At 68.5% G+C, this 22,234-nt stretch carries 22 protein-coding genes; 8 read left to right on the top strand and 14 right to left on the bottom strand.

Going from position 1 to position 22,234, the window contains the following annotated elements:
* Window positions 1-5 precede the first annotated feature (5 nt).
* Window positions 6-407 (top strand): hypothetical protein, encoded by a 402-nt coding sequence (locus ACSBPQ_RS00910; protein WP_442683218.1) that lies wholly within the window; start codon window positions 6-8, stop codon window positions 405-407.
* A gap of 39 nt (window positions 408-446) precedes the next feature.
* A complete protein-coding gene (gene trmL, locus ACSBPQ_RS00905; RefSeq protein ID WP_442683217.1) occupies window positions 447-926 on the top strand; it encodes a tRNA (uridine(34)/cytosine(34)/5-carboxymethylaminomethyluridine(34)-2'-O)-methyltransferase TrmL in 480 nt (159 codons plus the stop codon).
* A 60-nt stretch (window positions 927-986) separates the two neighbouring features.
* Here the strand turns inward: trmL and ACSBPQ_RS00900 are convergent, their stop codons facing one another.
* Genes ACSBPQ_RS00900 through ACSBPQ_RS00880 form a run of 5 tightly spaced genes read right to left on the bottom strand, consistent with a single transcriptional unit; the run spans window position 987 to window position 7,761 of the window.
* Window positions 987-2,213 carry a CaiB/BaiF CoA transferase family protein gene (locus ACSBPQ_RS00900; RefSeq protein WP_442683216.1) on the bottom strand — a complete coding sequence of 409 codons (1,227 nt, stop codon included), beginning with the start codon at window positions 2,211-2,213 and terminating at the stop codon, window positions 987-989.
* Entirely contained in the window at window positions 2,210-3,607 is a 1,398-nt protein-coding gene (locus ACSBPQ_RS00895) for an amidase (protein ID WP_442683215.1), read from the bottom strand. Before ACSBPQ_RS00895 ends, ACSBPQ_RS00900 begins: the two co-directional genes overlap by 4 nt.
* 10 nt (window positions 3,608-3,617) lie before the next feature.
* Window positions 3,618-5,015: a phenylacetate--CoA ligase family protein gene (locus tag ACSBPQ_RS00890; RefSeq protein WP_442683214.1), complete on the bottom strand. Its 1,398-nt coding sequence runs from the start codon at window positions 5,013-5,015 to the stop codon at window positions 3,618-3,620.
* Window positions 5,012-6,403: an MmgE/PrpD family protein gene (locus tag ACSBPQ_RS00885; RefSeq protein WP_442683213.1), complete on the bottom strand. Its 1,392-nt coding sequence runs from the start codon at window positions 6,401-6,403 to the stop codon at window positions 5,012-5,014. The genes ACSBPQ_RS00890 and ACSBPQ_RS00885 overlap by 4 nt, the downstream gene beginning before the upstream one ends.
* Window positions 6,403-7,761: an MmgE/PrpD family protein gene (locus ACSBPQ_RS00880; protein WP_442683212.1), complete on the bottom strand. Its 1,359-nt coding sequence runs from the start codon at window positions 7,759-7,761 to the stop codon at window positions 6,403-6,405. The genes ACSBPQ_RS00885 and ACSBPQ_RS00880 overlap by 1 nt, the downstream gene beginning before the upstream one ends.
* Before the next feature lie 125 nt (window positions 7,762-7,886).
* Here ACSBPQ_RS00880 and ACSBPQ_RS00875 point away from each other — a divergent pair, with 125 nt between their 5' ends.
* Both ACSBPQ_RS00875 and ACSBPQ_RS00870 read left to right on the top strand, forming a co-directional pair.
* Window positions 7,887-9,131 (top strand): acetyl-CoA hydrolase/transferase family protein, encoded by a 1,245-nt coding sequence (locus tag ACSBPQ_RS00875; protein ID WP_442683211.1) that lies wholly within the window; start codon window positions 7,887-7,889, stop codon window positions 9,129-9,131.
* Between the two features lie 21 nt (window positions 9,132-9,152).
* Window positions 9,153-9,893, top strand: coding sequence for a GntR family transcriptional regulator (locus ACSBPQ_RS00870; RefSeq protein WP_442683210.1), 741 nt, complete (start codon window positions 9,153-9,155; stop codon window positions 9,891-9,893).
* A 57-nt stretch (window positions 9,894-9,950) separates the two neighbouring features.
* Here the strand turns inward: ACSBPQ_RS00870 and ACSBPQ_RS00865 are convergent, their stop codons facing one another.
* From ACSBPQ_RS00865 to ACSBPQ_RS00855, 3 genes are read right to left on the bottom strand one after another with little or no spacing between them, the layout of a single operon-like run.
* Window positions 9,951-11,282, bottom strand: coding sequence for an ATP-binding protein (locus ACSBPQ_RS00865; RefSeq protein WP_442683209.1), 1,332 nt, complete (start codon window positions 11,280-11,282; stop codon window positions 9,951-9,953).
* Window positions 11,279-11,944: a response regulator transcription factor gene (locus ACSBPQ_RS00860; protein ID WP_442683208.1), complete on the bottom strand. Its 666-nt coding sequence runs from the start codon at window positions 11,942-11,944 to the stop codon at window positions 11,279-11,281. The genes ACSBPQ_RS00865 and ACSBPQ_RS00860 overlap by 4 nt, the downstream gene beginning before the upstream one ends.
* Complete coding sequence (locus ACSBPQ_RS00855; RefSeq protein WP_442683207.1) at window positions 11,944-12,237, bottom strand: PepSY domain-containing protein; 294 nt, start codon at window positions 12,235-12,237, stop codon at window positions 11,944-11,946. Before ACSBPQ_RS00855 ends, ACSBPQ_RS00860 begins: the two co-directional genes overlap by 1 nt.
* 140 nt (window positions 12,238-12,377) lie before the next feature.
* On the opposite strand from ACSBPQ_RS00855, the gene ACSBPQ_RS00850 reads away from it, so the two are divergent.
* Both ACSBPQ_RS00850 and ACSBPQ_RS00845 read left to right on the top strand, forming a co-directional pair.
* The gene (locus ACSBPQ_RS00850) at window positions 12,378-12,806 is read left to right on the top strand and encodes a PepSY domain-containing protein (protein WP_442683206.1); all 429 of its coding nucleotides are present in this window, start codon (window positions 12,378-12,380) and stop codon (window positions 12,804-12,806) included.
* 72 nt (window positions 12,807-12,878) lie between these two features.
* Window positions 12,879-13,541 carry an OmpW/AlkL family protein gene (locus ACSBPQ_RS00845; protein ID WP_442683205.1) on the top strand — a complete coding sequence of 221 codons (663 nt, stop codon included), beginning with the start codon at window positions 12,879-12,881 and terminating at the stop codon, window positions 13,539-13,541.
* A 242-nt stretch (window positions 13,542-13,783) separates the two neighbouring features.
* Here ACSBPQ_RS00845 and ACSBPQ_RS00840 read toward each other — a convergent pair whose 3' ends face one another.
* Together ACSBPQ_RS00840 and ACSBPQ_RS00835 are read right to left on the bottom strand one after the other, a co-directional pair.
* Window positions 13,784-13,975 (bottom strand): hypothetical protein, encoded by a 192-nt coding sequence (locus tag ACSBPQ_RS00840; protein ID WP_057664615.1) that lies wholly within the window; start codon window positions 13,973-13,975, stop codon window positions 13,784-13,786.
* Window positions 13,976-13,978: 3 nt separating this feature from the next.
* On the bottom strand, window positions 13,979-15,490 hold the full coding sequence (locus ACSBPQ_RS00835; RefSeq protein ID WP_442683204.1) for an FAD-dependent oxidoreductase: 1,512 nt from the start codon (window positions 15,488-15,490) through the stop codon (window positions 13,979-13,981).
* 106 nt (window positions 15,491-15,596) lie between these two features.
* On the opposite strand from ACSBPQ_RS00835, the gene ACSBPQ_RS00830 reads away from it, so the two are divergent.
* Window positions 15,597-16,511 carry a LysR family transcriptional regulator gene (locus tag ACSBPQ_RS00830; RefSeq protein ID WP_442683203.1) on the top strand — a complete coding sequence of 305 codons (915 nt, stop codon included), beginning with the start codon at window positions 15,597-15,599 and terminating at the stop codon, window positions 16,509-16,511.
* A 91-nt stretch (window positions 16,512-16,602) separates the two neighbouring features.
* The gene (locus ACSBPQ_RS00825; RefSeq protein ID WP_442683202.1) at window positions 16,603-16,860 is read left to right on the top strand and encodes a DUF2789 domain-containing protein; all 258 of its coding nucleotides are present in this window, start codon (window positions 16,603-16,605) and stop codon (window positions 16,858-16,860) included.
* Between the two features lie 43 nt (window positions 16,861-16,903).
* Here ACSBPQ_RS00825 and ACSBPQ_RS00820 read toward each other — a convergent pair whose 3' ends face one another.
* The 4 genes from ACSBPQ_RS00820 to ACSBPQ_RS00805 form a co-directional block, all read right to left on the bottom strand.
* The gene (locus ACSBPQ_RS00820) at window positions 16,904-17,764 is read right to left on the bottom strand and encodes a PA4780 family RIO1-like protein kinase (RefSeq protein WP_442683201.1); all 861 of its coding nucleotides are present in this window, start codon (window positions 17,762-17,764) and stop codon (window positions 16,904-16,906) included.
* A 311-nt stretch (window positions 17,765-18,075) separates the two neighbouring features.
* Entirely contained in the window at window positions 18,076-19,638 is a 1,563-nt protein-coding gene (locus ACSBPQ_RS00815; protein WP_442683200.1) for an FAD-binding oxidoreductase, read from the bottom strand.
* Window positions 19,639-19,657: 19 nt separating this feature from the next.
* Complete coding sequence (locus ACSBPQ_RS00810; RefSeq protein ID WP_442683199.1) at window positions 19,658-21,238, bottom strand: alpha/beta fold hydrolase; 1,581 nt, start codon at window positions 21,236-21,238, stop codon at window positions 19,658-19,660.
* Window positions 21,238-22,230, bottom strand: coding sequence for an NADP-dependent oxidoreductase (locus ACSBPQ_RS00805; protein WP_442683198.1), 993 nt, complete (start codon window positions 22,228-22,230; stop codon window positions 21,238-21,240). Before ACSBPQ_RS00805 ends, ACSBPQ_RS00810 begins: the two co-directional genes overlap by 1 nt.
* Window positions 22,231-22,234: the final 4 nt, after the last annotated feature.

The following is a 22,234-nucleotide window of genomic DNA, read 5'->3' as shown; positions in this document are numbered from 1 at the left end:
ACGTCATGAACACCAAGTCCATCGCCATTGCCATCGCCCTTGTTGCCGGCACCGCGTTTGCTTCTTCGGTACAGGCATCGGAAATCGTCACCCTGGAAACCGTGCAGGTCCGCCCCTCGGCCGAGCAGCTGGCCCAGGCCGAACACGAGCGCAACAGCAATATTCCCACCCTGGCCACCGTGCAGGTGCGCCCGACCGTCGGCCAGATCGTCGAGCTGATGGCCGAGCAGGCCGTCACCCGCCTGGCCGCGCACACGCCGGTCGCCATCGGCGCCAGCATCGGCCAGGGCATCATGCTGCCGGCCATCAGCGTGCGCCCCGGCCTGCGGCAGGTGCAGGCCAAGGCCGCCGACATCGCCGCCGAAGCCGCCGCCAAGGTGGTCGTGCAGGGTCTGCCGAGCCGCTGAGCACAGCTTGCCCGACGTGTCGCGGCGTAAACTGCGCCGATGACTTCCGCCCCTGTTTTCGACGTCCTGCTGTACCAGCCCGAGATCCCGCCCAATACCGGCAACGTGATCCGGCTCTGCGCCAACACCGGCGCGCGGCTGCACCTGATCGAACCGCTCGGCTTCGACCTCAGTGACAGGCAGCTCAAGCGCGCCGGGCTGGACTACCACGAATACGCGCAGATGCAGGTCCATCCGGACCTGGAGACCGCCTTGGCGCGCATCGCGCCCAAGCGCCTGTTCGCAATGAGCACGCGCGGCAGCGTGCGCTACGACAGCGTGCCGTTCGCCGATGGCGATGCGTTCCTGTTCGGCCCGGAAACCCGCGGGCTGCCGCAGGACCTGCTCGATGCACTGCCCGGCGGCCGCCGCCTGCGCCTGCCGATGCAGCCCCACAACCGCAGCCTGAACCTGTCCAACTCGGTGGCGGTGGTGGTGTTCGAGGCGTGGCGCCAGCACGGCTTTCCCGGCGGCAGCTGAGCAGCGGAAGCGCAGGCTCCGCCGCATGCCATGCGTGCCCGGCGCCGACGGCCTTCGTCTTTAGCGCCCGACCACGCCGTCGGCCTGCAGCTGCCGCAGGCGCTCGCCGTCGACACCCAGCACTTCCTCCAGCACCTGCACAGTGTGCTGTCCCAGCACCGGCGCCGCCTGCGTGTACTGCAGCGGGGTGGCCGAGAATTTCAGCGGATTGCGCACCATCGCCACCTCGCCACCACCGGCATGCGGCAGGCTGATGCGCAGCCCGCGCGCCTGCACCTGCGGATCGTCGAACACCTGGTCGATGCGGTTGACCGGATTGGCCGGCACCACCGCCTGCTCCAGCAACGCCAGCCATTCGGCCGCCGGACGCGTGCGCAGGCGCTGCTGCAGGTATGCCACCAGTTCACCGCGATGGGCGACACGCGCGTTGTTGCTCGCATAGCGCGGATCGGCCGCCAGCTGCGGTTCGCCGATCACCTCGCACAGGCGCGCGAACTGGCCGTCATTGCCGACCGCCAGCATGAAATAGCCATCGGCCGCCGGCATCACCTGGTACGGCACGATGTTGGGATGGGCGGTGCCCTGCCGCTGCGGCACCACGCCACCGACCAGATAGTTCGACGCCTGGTTGGCCAGCCACGCGACCTGCGTGTCCAGCAGCGCCAGATCGATCTGCTGACCGCTGCCGGTGCGTTCGGCATGACGCAACGCGGCCAGGATCGCGGTGGCCGCGTACATGCCGGTCATCAGGTCGGTCGCCGCCACACCCACCTTCTGCGGGCCGGCACCGGGCGCGCCATCGGGCTCGCCGGTCACGCTCATCAGCCCGCCGATGGCCTGGATTGCCGCGTCGTAGCCGGCGCGTCGCGCATACGGACCATCCTGCCCGTAACCGGTGATCGAGCAATACACCAGCTTCGGATTGATGGCATGCAGGCTGGCGAAATCCAGCCCGTACTTCTTCAGCCCGCCGACCTTGTAGTTCTCCACCAGCACGTCGCAGCGGCTGGCCAGTTCGCGGATCAGCGCCTGGCCACCGGCGGTGGTGAAGTCGATGGCCACCGAACGCTTGCCCCGGTTGGCGCACAGGTAATAGGCCGATTCGGCGGTGTCGTTGCCGGCGGCATCCTTCAGATAGGGCGGGCCCCAGCTGCGGGTATCATCCCCCACGCCGGGGCGCTCGACCTTGATCACCTCGGCACCGAAGTCGGCCAGCACCTGCGTGGCCCACGGCCCGGCGAGGATGCGTGACAGGTCGAGGACGCGAACGCCGTCCAGCAGCTTCATTGCGGCCACCATGCGTTGCAGGCCTGCGGCAGCGCAGGCTGCCAGGCGGTGGCCTGCTGGAACGCCTCGGCCAACGCGATCAGGGTCTTCTCGGTACCGATCGCCCCGACCAGCTGCATGCCGGCCGGCAGTTCACCGGCGGCCACCGGCAGCGGCACCGACAGCGCGGGATTGCCGGCCATGTTGGCGTAGGCGGTCAGGTCGGCCTGGCTGGCCGGCACCGGCGTGCCGAAGGCGAACGCGCGTTGCGGCGCGGTCGGCATCACCAGCACGTCGCACTGTGCCAGCCACTGCTGCAGCTGCACCTGCGCACGGTCGGCCAGCTGCGAGGCGGCGGCCAGGTCGGCGGCGCTGCGGCCTTCGGCCCAGGACATCAGCTTGACCAGCAACGGCGAGAATTTGCCGCGGTCGCCGGCCCACGCTTCGGCATGTTCAACCAGCATCTCCGCCTCGCACATCAGCAGGCCGGCACGGCGCGCCTGGCCCGAACTAAACTGCGGTGCCGGCAACGGTTGCAGGCGGTGGCCCAGGCCGGACAGCACACGCAGGCCTTCCTCGAAGGCACCCTGCACATCGGCCGCCACCTCGGCAGCGGTGCCGAAATCGACCACACCGATCCGCAAGGGACCGGCCTGCACCGGTGCGAAGTGGATCGCCCGCGACTGCGCGCAGTCCGCATCGAAGCCGGCCATCACCTGCAGCAACACGCCCAGATCGCGCGCCGAACGGGTCAACGGGCCGATATGGTCCAGCCGCCGGCACAAGGCCACGGTGCCACGGGTGCTGAGCGCGCCCCAGCTCGGTTTCAGCCCGACCACGCCGCAGTAGCTGGCCGGAATGCGCACCGAGCCCATCGTGTCGGTACCCAGTGCCGCCGAACACAGCCCCGCCGCGACCGCCGCGCCACTGCCACCGCTGGAGCCGCCCGGCGTGTAGCCCGGACGATGCGGGTTGTGGCAGGCGCCGTAGAACGGGTTGTCGTTGTCGGCACCCATCGCCGCTTCGTGCATGTTGAGCTTGCCGACGATCACCGCGCCGGCCGCACGCAACGCCGCCACCGCCGGGTTGTCGGCCGCCGCCGGCGTGTCGTGCCGGCGGGTTTCCATGCCGGCGGTGGTGATCATGCCGGCCACGTCGATGTTGTCCTTCACCGCGACCGGCAGGCCTTCCAGCGGCCCGGCCATACCGGCGCCACGGCGGCGGTCGGATTCGGCCGCGGCCGCCAGCGCGGCTTCGGCATCGACCTGCAGATAGCTGTTGATCACCGGCTGGCTGGCGGCGATGGCAGTCAGCTGCTGCTGCACCAGCTCACGGCTGCTCAGCGCGCCGGAGGCGAGCAGCGCCGCCTGTGCGGTCAGGTCGGAACTCAACAGTTGCGCATCGGCCTTGCTCACGTGGCTTTCCTCAGGCGAAACGTTTGTCGATCAGCCGCACCGGCTTCTGCCGTACCTCGATGCCGGTCAGCGGCGCCAGCTCACCGGGCGCGGCCAGCACGATGCTCATCTCCACGCCCAGCTTCTGCCGCAACAGCGCGCCGAACTCGGCCGCCAGCTGCGCATCATCCAGCGCGCCGTGGGTTTCCACATGCACCGCCAGATCGTCGCGACCACCTTCGTCACGGCTGGCCACGCAGATGAACTCGCCGGCAAAGGCGCTGTGCTCTTCCAGCACCGGCGCCATCGCCTGCGGGAACACGTTGATGCCGCGGATCTTGACCATATTGTCGCTGCGGCCGAGGAAGCCCTCGATGCGGCGCAGGTTCATGCCCAGCTTGGACGGCGTGGTCAGCACGCGGGTCACGTCATGGGTGTTGAAACGGATGATCGGGTAGATGTCGTCCTTGTACAGGCAGGTGACCACCATGTCGCCGGTGCCGCCATCGGCCACGGGCGCGCCGCTGTCCACGTCGAGGATTTCGACGTACTGCGCGTCTTCCATCAGGTACAGGCCGTCCTGGTCCGGGCCCTGGCCGGCGATCGCGCCGGTGTCGCCCACGCCGTACCAGTCGTACAGTTCGACCCCGCCCCAGGCCGCCGACAGCGACTCGCGCGATTCGCGACCGAGGTGGCCGCAGATCATCCGCACCGGGATGTCCTTGCCCGGCACCAGGCCGTTGTCGCGGGCCACGTCGGCCAGCTTCTTGATGTAGTCGGCGAAACCGACGATCACCGTGGCGCCCATGTTCTTCATCAGCTGCACCTGCTGCGCCGAGCGCATCTCGATGCCGGTGCCGGCCGAGCAGAACAGCGCCTGCGTGTAATGCGTCACCGCCTCGCGCACGTAGTGGCCGCCGTTGATCATGCCGTGGCCGTAGACCGAGTGCACCACGTCACCGGGCGCCATGCCCTGCCAGCGGTACAGGCGCGCCAGCAGCAGGCTCTGCACTTCGCGCGAATGCGGCGAGAACACCAGCGGCTGCGGGCGGCCGGTGGTGCCGGAGGTGGTGTGGAACACCAGCGGCGTGTTGCCGGCTTCGGTGCCGTCCTGCCAGCCGTGGAAATCGCCCAGCGGCGGGTTGGCTTCGACCGAGGCCATGATTTCCTGCTTGCCGAACACCGGCAGTTTGGTGATGTCGTCCAGGCTCTGGATGTCTTCCGGCGTGATCCCGGCCTCGCCCCACAGGCGCTGGTAGAACGGAATCTGCCAGGCGCGGGCCACGCAGCGCAGGAACATCGCGTTCTGCTCGGCGCGCAGCTGCTCGCGGCTGATGGCCTTGAACTTGTCGGTGAAAGCCTGGTCCAGCGGGAACTGCTCCAGCAGCTCCTTGACATCGAACGACTCGAAATAGGTGGCGTAGGTCATGGGGTCTCGACAATCAGCAGGTCGACCAGCCGGCGGACATCGTCGATGTCCTGCAGATGGTCGAAGTGGGAGATCAGGGCATCACGGTGGGCGGCATCGAACGGGCGCGCGGCGTGATCAAGGCAGTGGTGGAACTTTTCCAGTTGCTGGACACGCGACAGCGGCCGTTGCGGCGAGCCGATGGCGGCGTCACGGTGGTTGTGCAGCACACGGCCATCGCGCAGGGTGACGGTCATCGACTGCGGCACCAGCGCATTGGGATCGTCGCAGTCGTTGGGCACCAGCGAGACCTGCGGCGCGAACGCGGCCAACGCGGGATCGGCCAGCCGCTGCGGCGCATAGGCCGACAGCCCGACCTTGCCATCGCGCAACACGGTGCCCAGCAGGAACGGCAGGCACAGCCGCGCGTAACTGGTTTCCATGTCGGGCTGATACGCCCGGCCGACCAGCCGGCGCACCAGCGGCGGTGCCTGCAGTTCGATGCGGGCGACGTTGTCCAGGGTCAGCCCGTGCTGCTGGCGCAGCTCCATCAGCATGTCCTGCGCGGCATGCGCGGCACCGCCGGTGGGGAACACCTTGTGGCTGACGCTGAGCATCTGCGGCTCGCGTGCGGCCAGCTTGTGCAGCGAGGGCGCGACATCGAACTCGCCCTCGATCAGCGGCAGGTAGCCGAACGGGCCTTCCAGCATCTCGCGCGGGGCCGGGAAGCCGTTGCGTGCCAGCTCCCAGCAGCACAGCGCGGCGCGGGAGTTCAACGCGACCTGCAAGGCCAGCGTCGGCGAGCCTTCGACATGCGCCTGCATGGTGCCGGAGAGGTGGCTGTAGGTCAGGCCCAGCGCGCGGCGCAGCAGCTCCTCATCGGCCCCATGCAGATGCGCGATGCCAGCAGCGGCACCGAGCGCACCACACATCGACGGGCGGAAGAAGCGCATCGGCGCGCGACCGCTGATGCCGATCAGGGTGGCCACATCCACCGCCACGTTGAGCGCGGTGATCAGCGCCTTGCCGTCCACCGCAACGCCATCGACATTCGCCCGTTGTTCGGCGGCGGCGAACAGCGCCGACTGGATCACCGCCAGCGGATGCACCACCGCCGGCATGTGCACGCAATCGAATTCCTGGCTGTGGATCTGGTAGCCATTGACCATCGCCGCGCTGGCGGCCGGCAGCGCTTCGCCGGTCACCCAGACCCGCGCACCGGCACCCTTGCCGTAGCTGGCGGCGCTGCGGCGTACCACCTGGGTCAACGGCACCTGCGGCCCGGAGCCGGAGATGCCGACCGCAGCCGAATCCATCACGAACACGCGCGTGGCCGCCACCGCCTCGGGCGGGAGGTCGTCAAAACGCAACGTGCTTGCGTGCTGCAACAGGGCTTCGGTCAATCGCATCAGGCCACCCGCACCAACATCGAATTCAAGGCGTCCAGAGTGCCGCCATCGGCCAGCGCCTGCACCTGCGCGAAGAGGGGGTGCGCCAGCCCGGCCGATACGCCGCCCCACTGCGCCAGCGCCAGCGCCTTGGCGACCACATCCTCTGCGCGCATCGGACATTCCGGATCCCCCCAGGCATCGACGCGTTCGGCCTGCAGCTGGCGGCCATCGGCCAGGTGCAGCACCACCATGGCGCCGTAGTGGGCGGGAAAGCGTGCACTGCAGGCAGCGTCTTCGCGCACATGGATACGCGTGCGTGCCGCCCCCACCTCGCTGTCACTGCAGCTTTCGGCGGTGTAGTGCGCCAGCTGCGGACGGCCGTGGACGAGGATCGAGCCCAGCGCGTGCTGCAGGCTGAATTTGGCTTCCAGCTCGGTCTGCGGTTGCGGGCGGTCGCAGAAGCGCAACGCCTCGGCATAGGTATGCACGTCCACGCGCTGGATCTGCGCGATGGCGGCCGCATCCAGCGGCGCCAGCGCATCCAGCAGCGCGTCGATGGCCGGGTGCGCGTGGCGGCAGGCCGGCCACGGCTTGAGGCTGGTGCTGTGGATCAGCCAGTCGGCCTCGGCGGCGATCACCTGCTCCGGCAGCGCATCCGGCGCGGTGGCGGCGAACAGGCCCTGCTCGCCTTCCAGGATCCGCCGCGGCCCGCGCACGCCGGCCAGCGCCAGCTGCGCAGCCAGCCAGCCGCTACGTGCGGCCTCGGCGTTGTGCAGCGATTTGGTCGGCACCGGCTCGTGGCGCATCTGCCACAACCCGCCGGTGCGGCTGCCGGCGGTGCCCAGCGCATCGGCCAGCGCATCGGCGGGCAGCCGCAGCACCGAAGCGGCGGCGGCAGCGGCACCGAACGCGCCCGCGGTGGAGGTCGGATGCCAGTAGCGGTAGTGCCCGGTTCCCAGCGCGCGGCCGATGCGGATGGTGGCTTCATAGCCGCGCACGATGGCATCGAGCAGGGCGTGGGCATCGGCGCCTTCGGCCTGCGCGGCGGCCAGCGCCACCGGAATGACCACCGGCCCCGGATGCAGGATCGCACCACGGTGCACGTCGTCCATTTCCAGCACATTGCCCAGCGCGCCATTGAGCAGCAGCGCATCGGCCACGCCGCGACGCCCCGCCCCCAGCGCAACCGCACTGCCGGCCGGTTGCTGTTGCACCAGTCCGTGCAGCTGTTGCGCGACGGGATAGCGCAGCGCCGCCAGCGCACAGCCCAGCCAGTCCACCAGCAGCAGCGCGGCACGCTGCCGGGACGCGGCATCCACCGGCTGTTGCAGGCGCTGGGCAAGCTGTTCGGTCAGGCTGGCGGCAGGTGCGGACATGGGGTGACGGGTTCCGGTACAGGCGGCTTCTGGGCGGGACAGGGACGGGCTGCGATGAAAACAGCATAACCGACTTTGTCCGGACATATCATATGATCCCGTTCCCGAACGCCGCAATTGCCGACATGCCCCGACTCCTGGATGCCGACACGTTTTTCGACTACCTCGCACAAGGTCCGGAGGTGTTCGCACCCGGCTGTGCCGGCCATTCGCTGCTGTTCGAACAGTGGCTGCGTGCCGGCGCGCAACGCTGCGGCGGACTGCGCTTCACCGGCGTGCACATTCCCACGGTCAACACCTTCGATTTTGCCGGCCTGCATCCACAGAGCCGGCAGCGCACCATCTTCCTCAGCGGCGACCTGCGGGCCTCGTGGCTGGACGGGCGTGTCGATTACCTGCCGATGACCTATACCGCCACCTGGCGCTGGCTGCGCGATGCGGTGGCTTTCGACACGCTGCTGGTACAGGTGGCGCCGCCGGATGCGGACGGCAACTGCTCGCTGGGCATGGCCTGCGACTTCACCCCTGCCGTGTGGCCGCGCGCCACCCGCATCCTGGCGCACATCAATCCGCGCATGCCGCGCAGCCGCGGGCCGTCGATCCCGCTGGCCCGCATCACTGCCGCGATCGAGCAGGACATGCCGCTGCTTGCAGTGACCGATCCGCCCACCGATACGGCGATGGACGCAGTGGCCGCGCAGGTGGCCACGCTGGTGGAGGACGGCGCCACCCTGCAGCTCGGCCTGGGCCGGCTGCAGTCGGCGGTGCTGCGCGCGGTACGCGACCGCCGCAACCTGCGCATCCACAGCGGCATGGTCTCCGACGGCCTGCTCGGCCTGCTCGACTCCGGCGCACTGTCGCCGGCGCCGGACGCGGTGGTTGCCGGAGTCGCGCTGGGGACGCCGGCGCTGTACGCGGCCGCCGCCGCGCAGGTCAGCTTCCGTGAAGTCGGCCACACCCACGACCACTCGGTGCTGGGCGCCATTCCGCGCCTGACCGCGATCAACAGCGCGCTGTCGGTGGACCTGCTGGGCCAGGTCAACGGCGAGTTCCTGTCTGGCAGGCAAATGAGCGGGGTCGGCGGCCTGCCCGATTTCATTGCCGGTGCTCGCCAAAGCGCTGCCGGGCGCGGCATCATTGCGCTCCCGGCCAGCACCCCGAAGGGACAATGCCGCATCGTGCCGATGCTGCCCACTGGCCCGGTAAGCCTTGCCCGGGTCGATGCCGACTGCATCGTCACCGAGCATGGCGTGGCTGACCTGCGTCATCTGGATGTACACCAACGGGCTGCTGCCCTGATCGCCATTGCCGCCCCCGAGCACCGTGAGCAGCTGCGCAGCGCCTGGCACGAACTCTCACGGACACTCTGAACAAGACAAGGACTGCCACTGATGACTGGCTCACGCCGAACCAAACCCCGTTACGCCGAACTCGGTGATGCCCTGCAACGGGCAATCGAGAAGGGCGAATACCCGGTGGGCACCCTGCTGCCGACCGAACTGGAGCTGTGCGAGCGTTACCAGGTCAGCCGGCATACCGCGCGCGCCGCGCTGACCCAGCTGATCAACGCCGGCCTGGTCGACCGCCGCCCCGGTGCCGGCACCCGGGTGATCGCGCAGAACGTGGCGATGCGCTACGAGCACGAGATCGACACCGTCGACCTGCTGCTGCAGTACGGCAACACCACCCGCCTGCAGGTGATCAGCGCCCAGCGCCTGCCGGCCAGCGCCGAGATCGCACGCCAGCTGGAAATCACCGAAGGCAAGGACTACCTGCGGCTGTACACCCTGCGTCTGGAGGAACCGAGCCGGCAGCCGCTGGCGGTGACCGAGATGTGGATCACAGTGCGCAGCACGGTGCCGGTGGACAAGCTGCTGGATGTGGCCACCGCCGCGCGTGCGGTGGCACGCTTCCTGGAGCCGAGCAGGCTGTCGCGGGTGGAGCAGGTGTTCGATGCCACTTCCTTCAGCAGCGAGGATGCACGCCAGCTGGGGATCAAGAAAAGCGAGCCGGCCATGCGCGTGCAGCGCCGTTACCGCGATACCCAGGGCAAGCTGCTGCTGATTGCCACCAGCCTGCACCCGCCCGGGCGCTTTGCCTATTCGATGGTGCTCTCGCGCAACCACCGCTGAGCTGCCCGCACGACCCGGGGCGGCATGTGCCCAGGGCGGCCATGGCGGCCGCCGGGCTCAGCCCTGTGGCAACGGCAACCGCAGCAGGGCACGCAGCCCGGGATCGGCATTCTCCAGGCACAGGCTGCCGCCGTAGCTTTCGGCGATGTCGCAGACAATCGCCAGGCCGAGCCCACTGCTGCTGTCGCGCTGATCCAGGTGCACCCCACGCTGCAGGACGCGTGACAGTTCCGCGCTGGGCAGGCCCGGACCATCGTCGCAGACGCACAGCAGCAGGCTGCCATCGACCACCCGGCTGCTGACCTGCACCCGCTGGCTGGCCCAACGCCCGGCGTTGTCCATCAGGTTGCCGAGCATTTCCTCCAGGTCCTCGCGGGCACCGGCGAAGACCTCCGCACCGCAGCCGCTCACATCGAAATACCGCCCCTGCGGGCCATGCATCCGCTGCATCGCCCGGGCCAGTGCCGCCGCCACCGGCTGCACGGCGCAGCGCTGGCGGCTGTCAACCGCCACCCCCACGGCCAGGTAACGCTCGACACTGGCGCGCATGCGCTGCACCTGGCTGGCCACGCTGCTGCGCCACTGCTCGCCACTGCCCTGGGCCTCGGCAGCCAGCACGGCCAGTGGGGTCTTCAGGGCATGCGCCAGGTCCTCGGCACTGCTGCGCGCACGTGCCACCATGCGGGCCTGATGATCGAGCAGGGCATTGAGGTCATTGGCCAATGGCGCCACCTCCATCGGCAAGCCGTCCACGGCAAAGCGTGCATCCTCGCCCTGCCGGACCCGGGTAGCGGTGTCGCGCAACCGGTTGAGCGGACGCAGGCCAAACCCCACCTGGGCAGCCAGCACCGCCAGCCACAACGCCGTGAGCACGCCCAGCGCCACGGCCGCGTGCTGGCGGAACTCGCGGGCATCGTTGTGCAGGTGGCTGCGGTCCAGCGCCACGGCAAAGATCACCGGCTGCTTGCTGCGCGGCAGCGCCACCTGGCGGGCCAGGCCGCGCAGGGGCTGATCCATCGGCCCCTGCAGGTCATAGGCCACCGGTGTCCCCGAGCCCAGCGCCACTGGCAGGGCCAGGCTCTGGTCCCAGATCGAGTGTGATTGGTGCAGGACCCGGCCATCGACAGTGGCCACCTGCCAGTAGCTGCCGGAAAATATCCGCGCATAGCGCTGGTCGCTGCTCGGACGCATCTGCAGGTTGCCGTCCGGGTCGGATTCGGCATGCGCCAGTACCGCAAGAAAATCATCCTGCAGGCGGCGATCCAGCGTCGCCAGGGCGGCGCTTTCAAACGAATTGCCCAGCAGCCAGGTGGCCAACGCCGAAACCAGCAGCACCCCGAGGGTTCCGGCCAGCAACAGGCGCTGGCGTAGCGAGTAACTGCCCTTCATGGCTGTGCGGAAAGCCGGAAACCCTGGCCACGTACGGTATGCAGCAGATTGGCTGCGCCCAGTTTGCGCCTGAGCCGTCCGATCAGCACGTCCAGGGCATTGGAATCGGGATCAAAACCGCTTTCATAGACGTGCTCGGCCAGCCGCATGCGGCTGATCACCACCCCGGGGTGGTGCATGAAATAAGCAAGGATCCGGTGTTCCTGCGCGGTCAACAGCAGCGGCTGGCCATCCAGGGTGAAGCGGGCGGCATTGATGTCCAGGCTCAGCCCACCGCAGTGCAGCCGGGGATGGGCATGGCCGGCACTGCGGCGGATCAGCGCGCGCAGGCGCAGCAGCAGTTCGTCAACGGAGAACGGTTTGGTCAGGTAGTCATCGGCACCGGCATCGAAACCGGCCAGCTTGTCGTGCCAGCGCCCCCGTGCGGTCAGGATCAGCACCGGCAGGTCACGCCCGGCTGCACGCCAGCGCTCCAGCACGCTCAAGCCATCCAGGCCAGGCAGGCCGAGATCGACAATGGCGGCATCAAAGTCCTCCACCTGGCCGTGGTATTCGGCCTGCTCCCCATCAGCCAGATGAACCACGACATACCCCGCCTGCCCCAGGCTGGCCTGGATGTGCATGGCCAGCTCCCGATCATCTTCGGCCAGCAGAATGCGCATCAATCGTCCTGCTCGATCTTGCGGAAGCGGCCACTGGCTGCCTCGTACTCCAGCTCCATGATCACGCCGTTGCCGCCGAGGATCTCGATCTCGTAGTTGCCATCATCCAGCTCGACCTCGACCAGGGTGCCGGGATAACGCCGCAGCGCATCGGACAGCACGCGTTCCAGCGGCACGATCCGGCCTTCATGCACCGCCTGGCGCACCTTCTGTTGTTGATAGGCAGTCATCGCAGCATCAACCGGATCAAGCACCGGCTGCAGCAGCAGCGCAGTAAACAGCGGGATAAGCACAGGACAGGAATCCGGAAAGGCAGGGGCAGCAACAGATATCGCGCCATCATAAACGGCGATTAACAACACCACTCATGGCCACGTTAAGCCTGCCCGGCAGACTGTGCCGGCCGGGCTGTTCCGGCTGACTGGAGACGGTGATGAAAGCACCCCTGATCGCACTTTGCCTGGCCGGTGTGATGGCATCGGCGCCGGCCATCGCCACCGCCATCAATGGCGGCCTGGCGCGCCAGCAACTGGAAGCGGCCGGTTACAGCCAGATCCATGATCCGGAACAGGACGATGGCCTGTGGGAAGCCGACGCCATCGGCCCGGACCAGCGTCGCACCCGCGTCGCGGTGGATACCACCCGTGGCGAGATCTTCGACCCCAACAATGGCCGCCCGCAGCTCGATGCACGGCAGGTGCTCGACCAACTGGACAAGCAGGGCTTTGCCAACGTGCGTTCGCTTGAGCGTGAGGGCGCGACCTGGGACGTCGAGGCCGATGACGCCCAGGGCCGGCCACGCCAGCTGCGCCTGAGCGGCCATGACGCCCGCGTGCTCCACAACCGCGCCGACCACGATTGATGATCCGCGGCCGCCCGGATTCCGGCGGCCAACCCTCCCCTTCCGACTTACCCCTGACCCGAAGAGACCTGCATGAAAACCGTTTCCCTTCTCGCCCTTGCCCTGCTGGTGCCGGCCGTTGCCGCACACGCTGCCGATACCCCCAGCCGCTGGGCGGTCACTGCCGGCATGGCTTCGGTGAACCAGCACGGCGACAACCTGGTGCCGGTGGCGATGGACCCGTCCTGGCCGCGCGGCACTGAAGTGGAGGCCAGTGATGACGGCAGCGCCGCGACCCTGGGCCTGAGCTGGTACATCAACCAGAACCTGGCCATCGAGCTGTGGGGTGCCGGCAGCGCCAGGAGCCAGGTCGAGGTGGACATTGAAAACGGCCCGGACATCAACGTGGCCAGCTACCGCACCCAGCCGCTGGCGGTGAGCCTGCAGTATCACTTCCATGATGTGCTGCCCGGCATCGGCCAGCACGTCACCCCGTTCGTCGGCCTGGGCTGGCACCAGACCAAGGTCAGCTCGATCAAGGCAGATGCGGACGGCTACCGGGGCCTGGATATCGAGGATGGCAATGGCCTGGCCGCATCGGCCGGCGTGGATGTCGCACTGGGCCAGCGCTGGTTCGTACGTGGCGACGTGCGTTACCTGCGCTGGGACAGCCAGTCGCGCGTGGGCAATACCGTGCTGGCCAAGGGCGACATGGATACGCTGAGCTACGGTGCCAGCATCGGCCTGCGTTTCTGAGCCGGATGTCCCGCTCGGCGTGCAGCTTCCAGCGGTATCAGCGGCCTGTCGCTGATGGGCAGGCCTGAGCACCGCCAAGCTGCGCGCACTGACAGAAAAGCCGGCCCTGCACTGCAGGGCCGGCTTTTTGTTTGCCTGGTCGGGCGATGGCGCTGCAGCAGGCCGATGCGCCCGGGGGAGGGATCGACGCATCGGGCGGGCTGCCAGCACCCTGGCCGGGCAAGGGCCAGGCCCGCCAGGGCTTACTTCTTGAACAGCAGCGCCAGCACGCTCGGGCGCAGGGCCAGGCGCATCATCTGGCGGAACTCGGCCGGAGTCAGCGAGGTCTTGCACTGCATCATGCCGGCCACGCCATCCATCACCAGCAGGCCGTCCTCGGCCTTGACGTCATTGATGCGCACGTCCAGCTTGGTCATCGGGGTCACCACCTTCATGGCTCAGCCCTCCCAGTTCTTCAGGCCGACGATGCCACGGCCGGCGGCACGGCCGGAGATCATCGCCTCGGTCAGGTAGGAACCGTTCTGGTACAGGTCGGAGAACATCGAGCCCATCTCGCCGGCCTCGTACAGGCGCGGGATCGGCTGGCCGGCGTGGTCCAGCACCTCGGACTTGATGTTGCGACGGGCACCACCGCCGGTGCAGACGATCACCGGGTCGATGCGCACGCCGTAGAACGGGCCCTGGGCGATCGGCTGCAGGGTCAGCGGATTGCGGCCGAAGGCCTCGTCGTTGCCGGCGGCACAGGCAGCGTTGTAGCGGTCCACTTCCGCGCGCAGCTTGGCCGGGTCACGCCCGATCAGCACCGCCAGTTCCTCGATGGTGTCGGCCTTCTGGATCCAGCCCTTGGCGATTTCGGCCGAGTTGTCGTCCGACCACTGGTAGCCACGCACCACCGGGTTCCAGCTCATCACTTCCACCACCAGCTTGTTGTACTGGCAGGTGTTGTGGTCAAAGATCATGTGCACCGGCTGCGCACGGTAGTGCGGGGTATCGACCCAATGGCCGTGCTTCTTTTCCTTGTAGTGAGTCAGCTGCAGCTCGGCGGTTTCGTTGTAGAAACGCTCGGTGTTGGCGTCCACCTCGATCCAGCTGAAGCTCTGCCAGAAGAAGTTGCGCAAAAAGCCGTTGACGAAGCCTTCCGGCTTGAAGCCCGGCCAGATGCCACCGGACTGGCCCTGGTTGCGCATGTGCCACAGGTCGGCACCGGCCTTCTGCAGGATCTTGATGCCGTCGCCGGTGTTGTGCGGGGTGCCCAGCGGCGCCGGGTTGGACAGGCCGAAGTAGTTGCGCTGCATGTCCAGGTTGGCCTCGAAGCCACCGGTGGCCATCACCACGCCCTTGTTGGCGCGGATGTTGACGCGCACACCGTTCTGCTCGGCGACCACGCCAAACACTTCCAGCGTGTCCGGGTCCTGGACCAGGTCACGCACCGGGGATTCATAGGCGATCTGGATGCGCGGGCGCTGGCGGATGTTCTCGCGGAAGGCCAGGTACACGCCCGACGGCAGCGGCAGGATGGTGGCGGTGCAGTGCACGGCCTCGCGCGCGCCGAACTCGGGGAACTCCAGCACCGCATCGCGCTCGGAGAAGCCGGTGCCGTGGATGTACTGCGCACCGGCCTGGGCCGCACGCTCCTGGATCCACGGTTCCAGCGCTTCCATCGCCTCGGACCACGGCACCAGCATGTCTTCCGGGATCGGGTTGGCCACGCTCATCTTGCGCTGGTATTCGGCCAGCACCTTGGCGTTCTTGGTGATCAGCAGCGACTGCCCGGCCACGCGGCTGTTGCCGCCGGTCTCGGCCTCGTTGGCCTTTTCCAGGATCAGGATCGACAGATCCGGGTCGAGGTCATGCGCCTCGATGGCGGCGCACATCGCCGCCAGGCCGAAGCCGGCGATGACGAGATCGTATTGCTGGTCCCACTGTTTGACGGCGTTGAGGCTGGCCATGCTGTTCCCTCCGGAGTTGCGATACCCCGACTATCCGCACCGCCCAGGGCAATAGCCAACCAATTCGCGTATTGTCCACAACTATTGATTGTAACCGTATGCCGTCATGGATCTCCGCCAGCTCCGCTATTTCCTGTCCGTGGTCGAACACGGCAGTTTCACCCGTGCCGCCGAGGCCAGCGGCCGCACCCAGCAGGCGCTGAGCAAGGGCATCAGCGCGCTGGAACAGCAGCTGGGCGCACGCCTGTTCGAGCGCGGCAGCCGCCAGGCGCGGCTGACCGACGTCGGCCGCCTGCTGCTGGAACACGCCCGGCCCGCCCACGATGCGGTACGCCGCTTCGAGGACCGCCTGCAGGAATTGCAGACCGGCGCCGAAGGCCAGCTGCGCATCGGCACCGGCCCCAGCACCGCCGGCTCGCTGGTGGCCCCGGCGGTGCTGGCGCTGCGCCGCCACTGGCCGAAGATCGGCGTGCACGTCAGCGGCGGCATCCTGCCCGAACTGCTGCCCAGCCTGCTGGCCCGCGAACTGGACGCGGTGGTCGCGCTGCACACCTTCGGCGACGGCGATCCGGATCCGCGCATCCACAGCGAAGTGCTGATGCACGACGAGTACCGGGTGCTGGCCAGCGCGCGCCATCCGCTCGCCCGTCAGCGTGCGATCAGCCCGGCGCAGCTGTTGCAGCAGGTCTGGATCTTCGGGCGCCGGCTGGGCGCGGTGGAGGCCGTGTTTCGGCAGCGCTTCCACGCCGCCGGGCTGGAGCCGCCGCTCAACACGATGGAAAGCGGCTCGCCGGAATTCATGCGTGCACTGATCGGCGAAGGCGGCCACCTCACCCTGCTGCCCAGCCGCCTGGCACATGCCGAGCTGCTGGCCGGGGACTGGGTGAAACTCGACGCCCCCGGTTTTGCCTGGCAGCGCCCGGTGATGGTGCATACCCGCGACGGCGAACCGCAGAGCGCGCCCCTGGCCCGGCTGCTGCAGGCATTGCGCAATGCCGCCGCACAGGCTAGGACCCGTTGAACCACGCCAGCGCATCAGCGCGGAGCGTGCATTGATTGCATCTTCCCGCTGCAATGGTGACGCTGGACATCCCCCACCGAGGAAAACCGCCATGGATACCCGCGAAGTCCGCATGACCAACCTGTTCCTGCAGCTCGGGCTGCCGGCCGACGCCGAGGCGATCGCCCACTTCATCGTCACCAACCAGTTGCCCGAACAGGTGCCGCTGCTGGAGGCGCCGCTGTGGAATGAAAGCCAGCGCCAGTTCCTGCGCGAGGCGCTGGAAAGTGATGGCGAATGGGCGCTGGTGGTGGATGCGCTGAGCGAATCACTGCACGAGGATGCGGTGAAGGCGCGTACCGGCCTGTAGGCCGCAGGCCACGACCCGGGCGGTCCATGCCGGCCCGGGTCGCTCAGTAATCCTCTTCCTCGGCCTCACGCCGGCCCTGTTCGCGGATCAGCGCCATCTCGCGGGCGTCATTGATCGCCTCGCGCACACCATCCAGGTCCACCGCATGCTCGTCCGGGGTGTACTCGCCGCTGAGCTGGGTATCGGCCAGCAGCTCGCCGGCCTGGAACAGCTCCCACATTTCCTCGCCATACCAGGTATCGAGCAGTTCCGGCGCGCTGCGCCCCAGATACGCGGTGAGGTTGTTGACGTCACGCAGCAGCATGCTGCGCGCGGCGTTGTTGCCTGCGGCGCTGACCACCTGCGGAAAATCGATCACGATAGGGCCATCCGGGCCGACCAGCACGTTGTACGGCGACAGGTCGCCGTGGATCAGCCCGCAGCACAGCATCAGCTTGACCTGCTGCACCAGCACCGCGTGGAACTGGCGCGCCTGTTCCTCCGTGAGTTCCACTTCGCCCAGACGCGCCGCGCTGAAGCCCTCGGCATCGGTGACCAGCTCCATCACCAGCACGCCATGGAAGTAGCCGAACGGCTCGGGCACGCGCACGCCGGCTTCGCGCAGCTGGTACAGCGCATCGACCTCGGTGTTCTTCCACTCCGCTTCCTGCTGCTTGCGGCCATAGCGGGTGGCCTTGCCGATGGCGCGCGCCTCGCGCGAACCGCGCACCTTGCGGCCTTCCTGGTACTGCACCCGCTGCTGGAAGCTGCGCTGCGCCATGTCCTTGTAGACCTTGGCACAGCGCACCTCATCGCCACTGCGCACCACGTAGACGGCCGCTTCCTTGCCGCTTTTCAGCGGACGCAGCACTTCATCGATGACGCCATCGTCGATCAGGACCTGCAGCTGGGGGGGTGTTTTCACGGATTCTCGGCAATGCCGCTGGCGCTTCGGACAGTTCCGGAGATGCGCCACGCGGAGGGGATCAGGGCCGCCTATTGTTGCCGATGGTATCGACCGGAGGTAGCCGGGCGGCAACCGCGGTTTGGCCCGGGTTGGGATGCGGCAAGGCGGATGGCGCCGGGCAGCCGGCCGCCATCGCTGCGGAATCGCCCCGAAAACAGCGTGTTCCCGTGGTGCCGGCCGGCTCGCGGGCGGTGGAAGTCGAGTGCGGAGCAGCGGCGCTGGGGCCGGCTGCCCTGCACATGTGCGTGGCGGGAAATCCGCGGCGCTGCTCAGCGCGACAGCACGCCCGGGTTCATCAGGCCCTTCGGGTCGAGCTGGGCCTTGATCGCATCAAGCACGGCCAGGGCGGCCGGGTCGCGGCCGGCGCGGTAGTCGTAGAACTTGCCCAGCTGCAGGTTGGCCGCACCATGGGCGCGCATGACATCGGCGATCTGGCGCTTGAGCGTGTCCGCGGCGGCGCGGGCTTGCAGATGCTCACCCGGGCAGCCGATGCGCTGCTGGTGGTCGGCATCCACGGTGCGCACATGGAAGGCATTGTGGCTGTCGGGCCAGTAGATGCACGGCTCGATCACCGCCACCTGCTCGCCCACGCTGGACATCAGGGTGCCGATGAACAGGCCATGCTGTTCCATGGTCGCCGCTTCGCGGGCGAACAGGTCCTGCAGGGCGTTGAACATGCCCACCGCCTTGGAGTGCGGCACCAGCGCATGCACCGGGGCCCAGCGCTCGCCCTGCGGGCCGAGCATGGAGTTCCAGGCGGCAAACGGGTTGGCGGCCATCATCTTCGGAATCGACGGTTCCACCGATTCGCCCAGGTTGCCGACCAGCTTTTTGGCGCGCGCGACGCGATCGGCCACTTCGGCCGCGCTGTCGCCCTCCAGGGTGATGTGCAGCGAGAACTGCTGCTGGTCCACGATGTCACGGCCCTTCACCGCCAGCTTCAGGCCGGAGATCAGGCCGCCCTTCTTGATCACATTGGTCAGCGACTTCACGTCGCTGGCCAGGCTGGCGCGGCGCATGCGGATGGCGGTCAGCGACGGGTCAAAGGCCGCCGTCTCGCTGGCCAGGCCGTGACGGGCCAGCACGCCCAGGGCGCCAAACAGGCCCTGTGCGGTGGTGAACTGCCAGGACAGGTAGTCCATGTGGCTGTGCAGCGGGATCAGCTTGAGCACCACGCGGGTCTTGATGCCGAGCAGGCCGCAGTCACCGAGGAACACGCCGGTCAGGTCCGGGCCGTACCAGCGGAAGAACGGGCTGGTGTTGGCCGCTGCTGCCGAGCCGGTGGTGAGGATGTCACCGTTGGCGGTGACCACCTGCAGGCCGAGCACCGCATCGGCAGAGCAGCCGTAACGGGCCGAGCCGTTGAAGATGGCGCCCTGCGACATGCCGCCGCCGACGGTTGCGTGCGAGCCGGACATCGGGCCGAAATACGGGGTACGCACGCCCTTGGCGTCCAGGGCGGTCTTCAGGTCACGCCAGGTCACGCCGGCTTCGACGATGACGTAGGCGTCCTCGACGTTGATCTCCACGATCTTGTTCAAGCCACCGGTATCGACCAGCACGCTCGGGCTTTGCGCGGCGATGTAGCCGCCGGTGTAGCTCATGCCGCCGCCACGCGGGATCACCGCGATGCCGGCCGCGGTGAGCTCACGTACCGCATCGGCCAGTTCGGCCGCGCTGGACGGGCGCAGCACCGCCAGCAGCGGCTGGCCGGCGGAATACACATCGGTACCGAAATAGGCCAGTTCGGCCGGATCGGTGATCACCGCAGCACCCAGACGGGCCTGCAGCTGGGCCAGCACGGCCGGGGCGGAATCGACAGCAGCATTCATGGGGGTACGTCCTTGGGGGTTACGACAGCAGGGCGGCAGCGCGCCCCTGGTAATCATTGGCCGGTTCGGCCGAGACGCTCAGCGGCACGCGCAGCTGGCGCAGTTGTGCGGGAAGGTCGGCCGGGGTGGCCGCGGCCAGCAGCGGGGCCAGGCGCGGACCCAGGCGCAGCAGTTCGACCACATTGGCATGCACCCGGGCCGGGGCCGGCGCATCGACCAGGCGGCGCGCAGCGGCGCAGGATGCCATCCACGGCCAGATCAGGTGGCGCTCGCGCTCCCAGTGCCAGGCATCGCCCAGATGGCCACCGGCGCGGTCCACCGTGGTCACCGGCAGGTTGGCCAGCAGGCAGGCCTGCTCGTCGGCAGTGAGCAGCCACGGGGTATCCAGATGGGCCTTGCCCAGGCGCTGGCCGTAATGCGCGGCCAGGCCCGGCAGATAGGCGGCCGCGGCTCCGTGCAGGCTCAGCTGCAGCGTTGCCTCCGGCGCACAGGCATCGATCAGGGTCGCAATGCCGGCCACCAGGGTGGCCACATCCAGGGTGGCATCGGTCTCGCTGGAGGCACCATGGCCGGGCAAGTCCACCAGCAGCAGCGGGCCCTCGGCGGCCACATCGGCCGGAGTGAACGGGGCGCTGCCCGGCGCGTGCAGCCAGACCGACAGCGGCCCTTGCCCGCGGCGCAGCCAGCCGGCCACCTCGCCGGCAACAGAGCCCACCAACACACGCTGCCAATGGTCGGCACGGGGCGATTGGACGATGGCCGGGGCCATCGGCTCGGCGGCCAGGGTAGCCGGCAGCCAGGTATCCAAGCGCTGCAGCATGGCCGGGATGCTGCCCGGCTCCTCGACCACGGCCACATTGGCCGGCAGGTCGGTCAGGCGCGGCATGTGGGCCAGCAGCGGGTCGCCGTGGCGGAACACGATCAGGCTGGGCACGCGCAGTTCGCGCACCCAATGGTGGTCATTGTGGGCAAAGGCAGCGGCATAGCCGGTGCGGTAGTGGTCGCCCACGTCCAGCACGTCCATCACCGCGTCATGGGTGGCCTGCACCGTGGCCGGCGGGATCGCCATGGCCGCGGCGGCGCGGCCGTCGTACCACGGGAAGAAATATTTCTGTTCGCGGATCCGGCACCACAGCCAGCGCAGGTGGCTGCCGTCCCACTGTGGCACGAACGGCGGCAGGTAGGCATCGCCGTACAGCGCGCTTTCTTCCGGGGTGAAGGCGGCATAGCCGTCCACCACCAGGGCGCTCACGGCCTCCGGGTGGGCCCAGGCCAGCCAGGTGGCGACCAGGCCGCCGGTATGCATGCCGAAAACGGCCACCCGCTCCAGCCCCAGGGCCTGGACCAGCTCCCAGGTGGCGTGGCCGAAGGCAGCCATGTCACGCGGGCCGTCAGCCGGCAGCGGATCGGAATAGCCGAAGCCCGGCGTGTCCGGGGCGATCACGGTGAAGTGCGGCGCGTAGCGGGCGATCATCTCGGCCCACATGCGCGAATTCTGCGGCGACTGGTGGATCAGCAGCAGCGCCGGGCCCTGCCCTGCGCGCCGGTAATGCACCTGGCGGCCGTTGAGGTCGATGAAATGACGGGTAATTGCGTGCATTACGGATGTTCCACTGCAACGAGGGCCTTGCCGGTGTTTTCACCTCGCAGCAGGCCGATGAAGCCGGCCGCGGCCTGTTCCAGCCCGTGATGGATGTGCTCGCGGTAGTGCAGCTGGCCAGCGCCGATCAGCCCGGCCAGCTGCTGGCGGCAGATACCGAAGTCGGCCAGATGGTCGTACACCACCAGCCCTTCCAGCCGCGCGCGCGCGCCGATCACCGGGCCCAGATTCGGGCCGGGCGGGCGCTGCGCACGGTTGTACTGGTCGCTCAGGCCGCACAGCACCACGCGGGCGCGCAGTGCCAGCTGGTCGAGCACGGTTTCCAGCACCGCGCCGCCCACATTGTCGAAATAGCCATCGATGCGCTGCGGGCAGGCCGCACGCAGGGCATCGGCAAAATCAGGGGCGCGGTAATTGACGCAGGCATCAAAGCCATAGGTGCCGGTGACCAGGGCGCACTTTTCGTCCGTGCTGGTCAGCCCCACCACCCGCGCACCGGCGGCCTTGCACAGCTGCCCGGCAACCGAGCCGACCGCACCGGCAGCGGTGGAGATGACAATCGTCTGGCCGGGCTGCGGATCCAGGATCCGGCGCACCCCGGCCCAGGCGGTGAGCCCGGGAATGCCCAGCACACCGACCGCGGTGGATGGCGGCGCCAGTGTTGCATCCACCGCCTGCACGGCATTGGCATCGGCCACCGCGTACTGCGCCCAGCCCAGCAGGCCGGTGACCCAGGTGCCGGCCGCAAAACGCCCGGAGTCATCGTCCACCACCTGGCCCACCGCATAACCGGGCACGATCGCGCCCAGCGGCGGGCACGGGGCCACGTAGCGCCCACCCAGCTGGGCCCGCAAAAACGGGTCCAGCGAGAGCCAGTACAGGCGCACCAGCACCTGCCCGGCTCGCGGTTGCGGCACCGGCAACGATTGCAGCGAAAAGTCCGACAGCTGCGGCATCCCTTCCGGGATGGCGCGCAGACACACAGCCTGCATCGTG

Origin of the sequence: Stenotrophomonas sp. JC08, assembly GCF_052180205.1 — a bacterium.
GTDB lineage: Bacteria > Pseudomonadota > Gammaproteobacteria > Xanthomonadales > Xanthomonadaceae > Stenotrophomonas.
This window is presented reverse-complemented; position numbering and strand designations above follow the sequence as displayed.

Bases quoted from the DNA above. Each gene is read 5' to 3' on its own strand.
- ACSBPQ_RS00830 (WP_442683203.1), top strand. From the start codon at position 15,597: ATGGATCTCCGCCAGCTCCGCTATTTCCTGTCCGTGGTCGAACACGGC.
- ACSBPQ_RS00840 (WP_057664615.1), bottom strand. From the start codon at position 13,975: ATGAAGGTGGTGACCCCGATGACCAAGCTGGACGTGCGCATCAATGAC.
- ACSBPQ_RS00805 (WP_442683198.1), bottom strand. From the start codon at position 22,230: ATGCAGGCTGTGTGTCTGCGCGCCATCCCGGAAGGGATGCCGCAGCTG.
- ACSBPQ_RS00885 (WP_442683213.1), bottom strand. From the start codon at position 6,403: ATGCGATTGACCGAAGCCCTGTTGCAGCACGCAAGCACGTTGCGTTTT.
- ACSBPQ_RS00870 (WP_442683210.1), top strand. From the start codon at position 9,153: ATGACTGGCTCACGCCGAACCAAACCCCGTTACGCCGAACTCGGTGAT.
- ACSBPQ_RS00810 (WP_442683199.1), bottom strand. From the start codon at position 21,238: ATGCACGCAATTACCCGTCATTTCATCGACCTCAACGGCCGCCAGGTG.
- ACSBPQ_RS00850 (WP_442683206.1), top strand. From the start codon at position 12,378: ATGAAAGCACCCCTGATCGCACTTTGCCTGGCCGGTGTGATGGCATCG.
- ACSBPQ_RS00900 (WP_442683216.1), bottom strand. From the start codon at position 2,213: ATGAAGCTGCTGGACGGCGTTCGCGTCCTCGACCTGTCACGCATCCTC.
- ACSBPQ_RS00865 (WP_442683209.1), bottom strand. From the start codon at position 11,282: ATGAAGGGCAGTTACTCGCTACGCCAGCGCCTGTTGCTGGCCGGAACC.
- ACSBPQ_RS00880 (WP_442683212.1), bottom strand. From the start codon at position 7,761: ATGTCCGCACCTGCCGCCAGCCTGACCGAACAGCTTGCCCAGCGCCTG.
- ACSBPQ_RS00860 (WP_442683208.1), bottom strand. From the start codon at position 11,944: ATGCGCATTCTGCTGGCCGAAGATGATCGGGAGCTGGCCATGCACATC.
- ACSBPQ_RS00835 (WP_442683204.1), bottom strand. From the start codon at position 15,490: ATGGCCAGCCTCAACGCCGTCAAACAGTGGGACCAGCAATACGATCTC.
- ACSBPQ_RS00825 (WP_442683202.1), top strand. From the start codon at position 16,603: ATGGATACCCGCGAAGTCCGCATGACCAACCTGTTCCTGCAGCTCGGG.
- ACSBPQ_RS00875 (WP_442683211.1), top strand. From the start codon at position 7,887: ATGCCCCGACTCCTGGATGCCGACACGTTTTTCGACTACCTCGCACAA.
- ACSBPQ_RS00890 (WP_442683214.1), bottom strand. From the start codon at position 5,015: ATGACCTACGCCACCTATTTCGAGTCGTTCGATGTCAAGGAGCTGCTG.
- ACSBPQ_RS00910 (WP_442683218.1), top strand. From the start codon at position 6: ATGAACACCAAGTCCATCGCCATTGCCATCGCCCTTGTTGCCGGCACC.
- ACSBPQ_RS00845 (WP_442683205.1), top strand. From the start codon at position 12,879: ATGAAAACCGTTTCCCTTCTCGCCCTTGCCCTGCTGGTGCCGGCCGTT.
- trmL (WP_442683217.1), top strand. From the start codon at position 447: ATGACTTCCGCCCCTGTTTTCGACGTCCTGCTGTACCAGCCCGAGATC.
- ACSBPQ_RS00815 (WP_442683200.1), bottom strand. From the start codon at position 19,638: ATGAATGCTGCTGTCGATTCCGCCCCGGCCGTGCTGGCCCAGCTGCAG.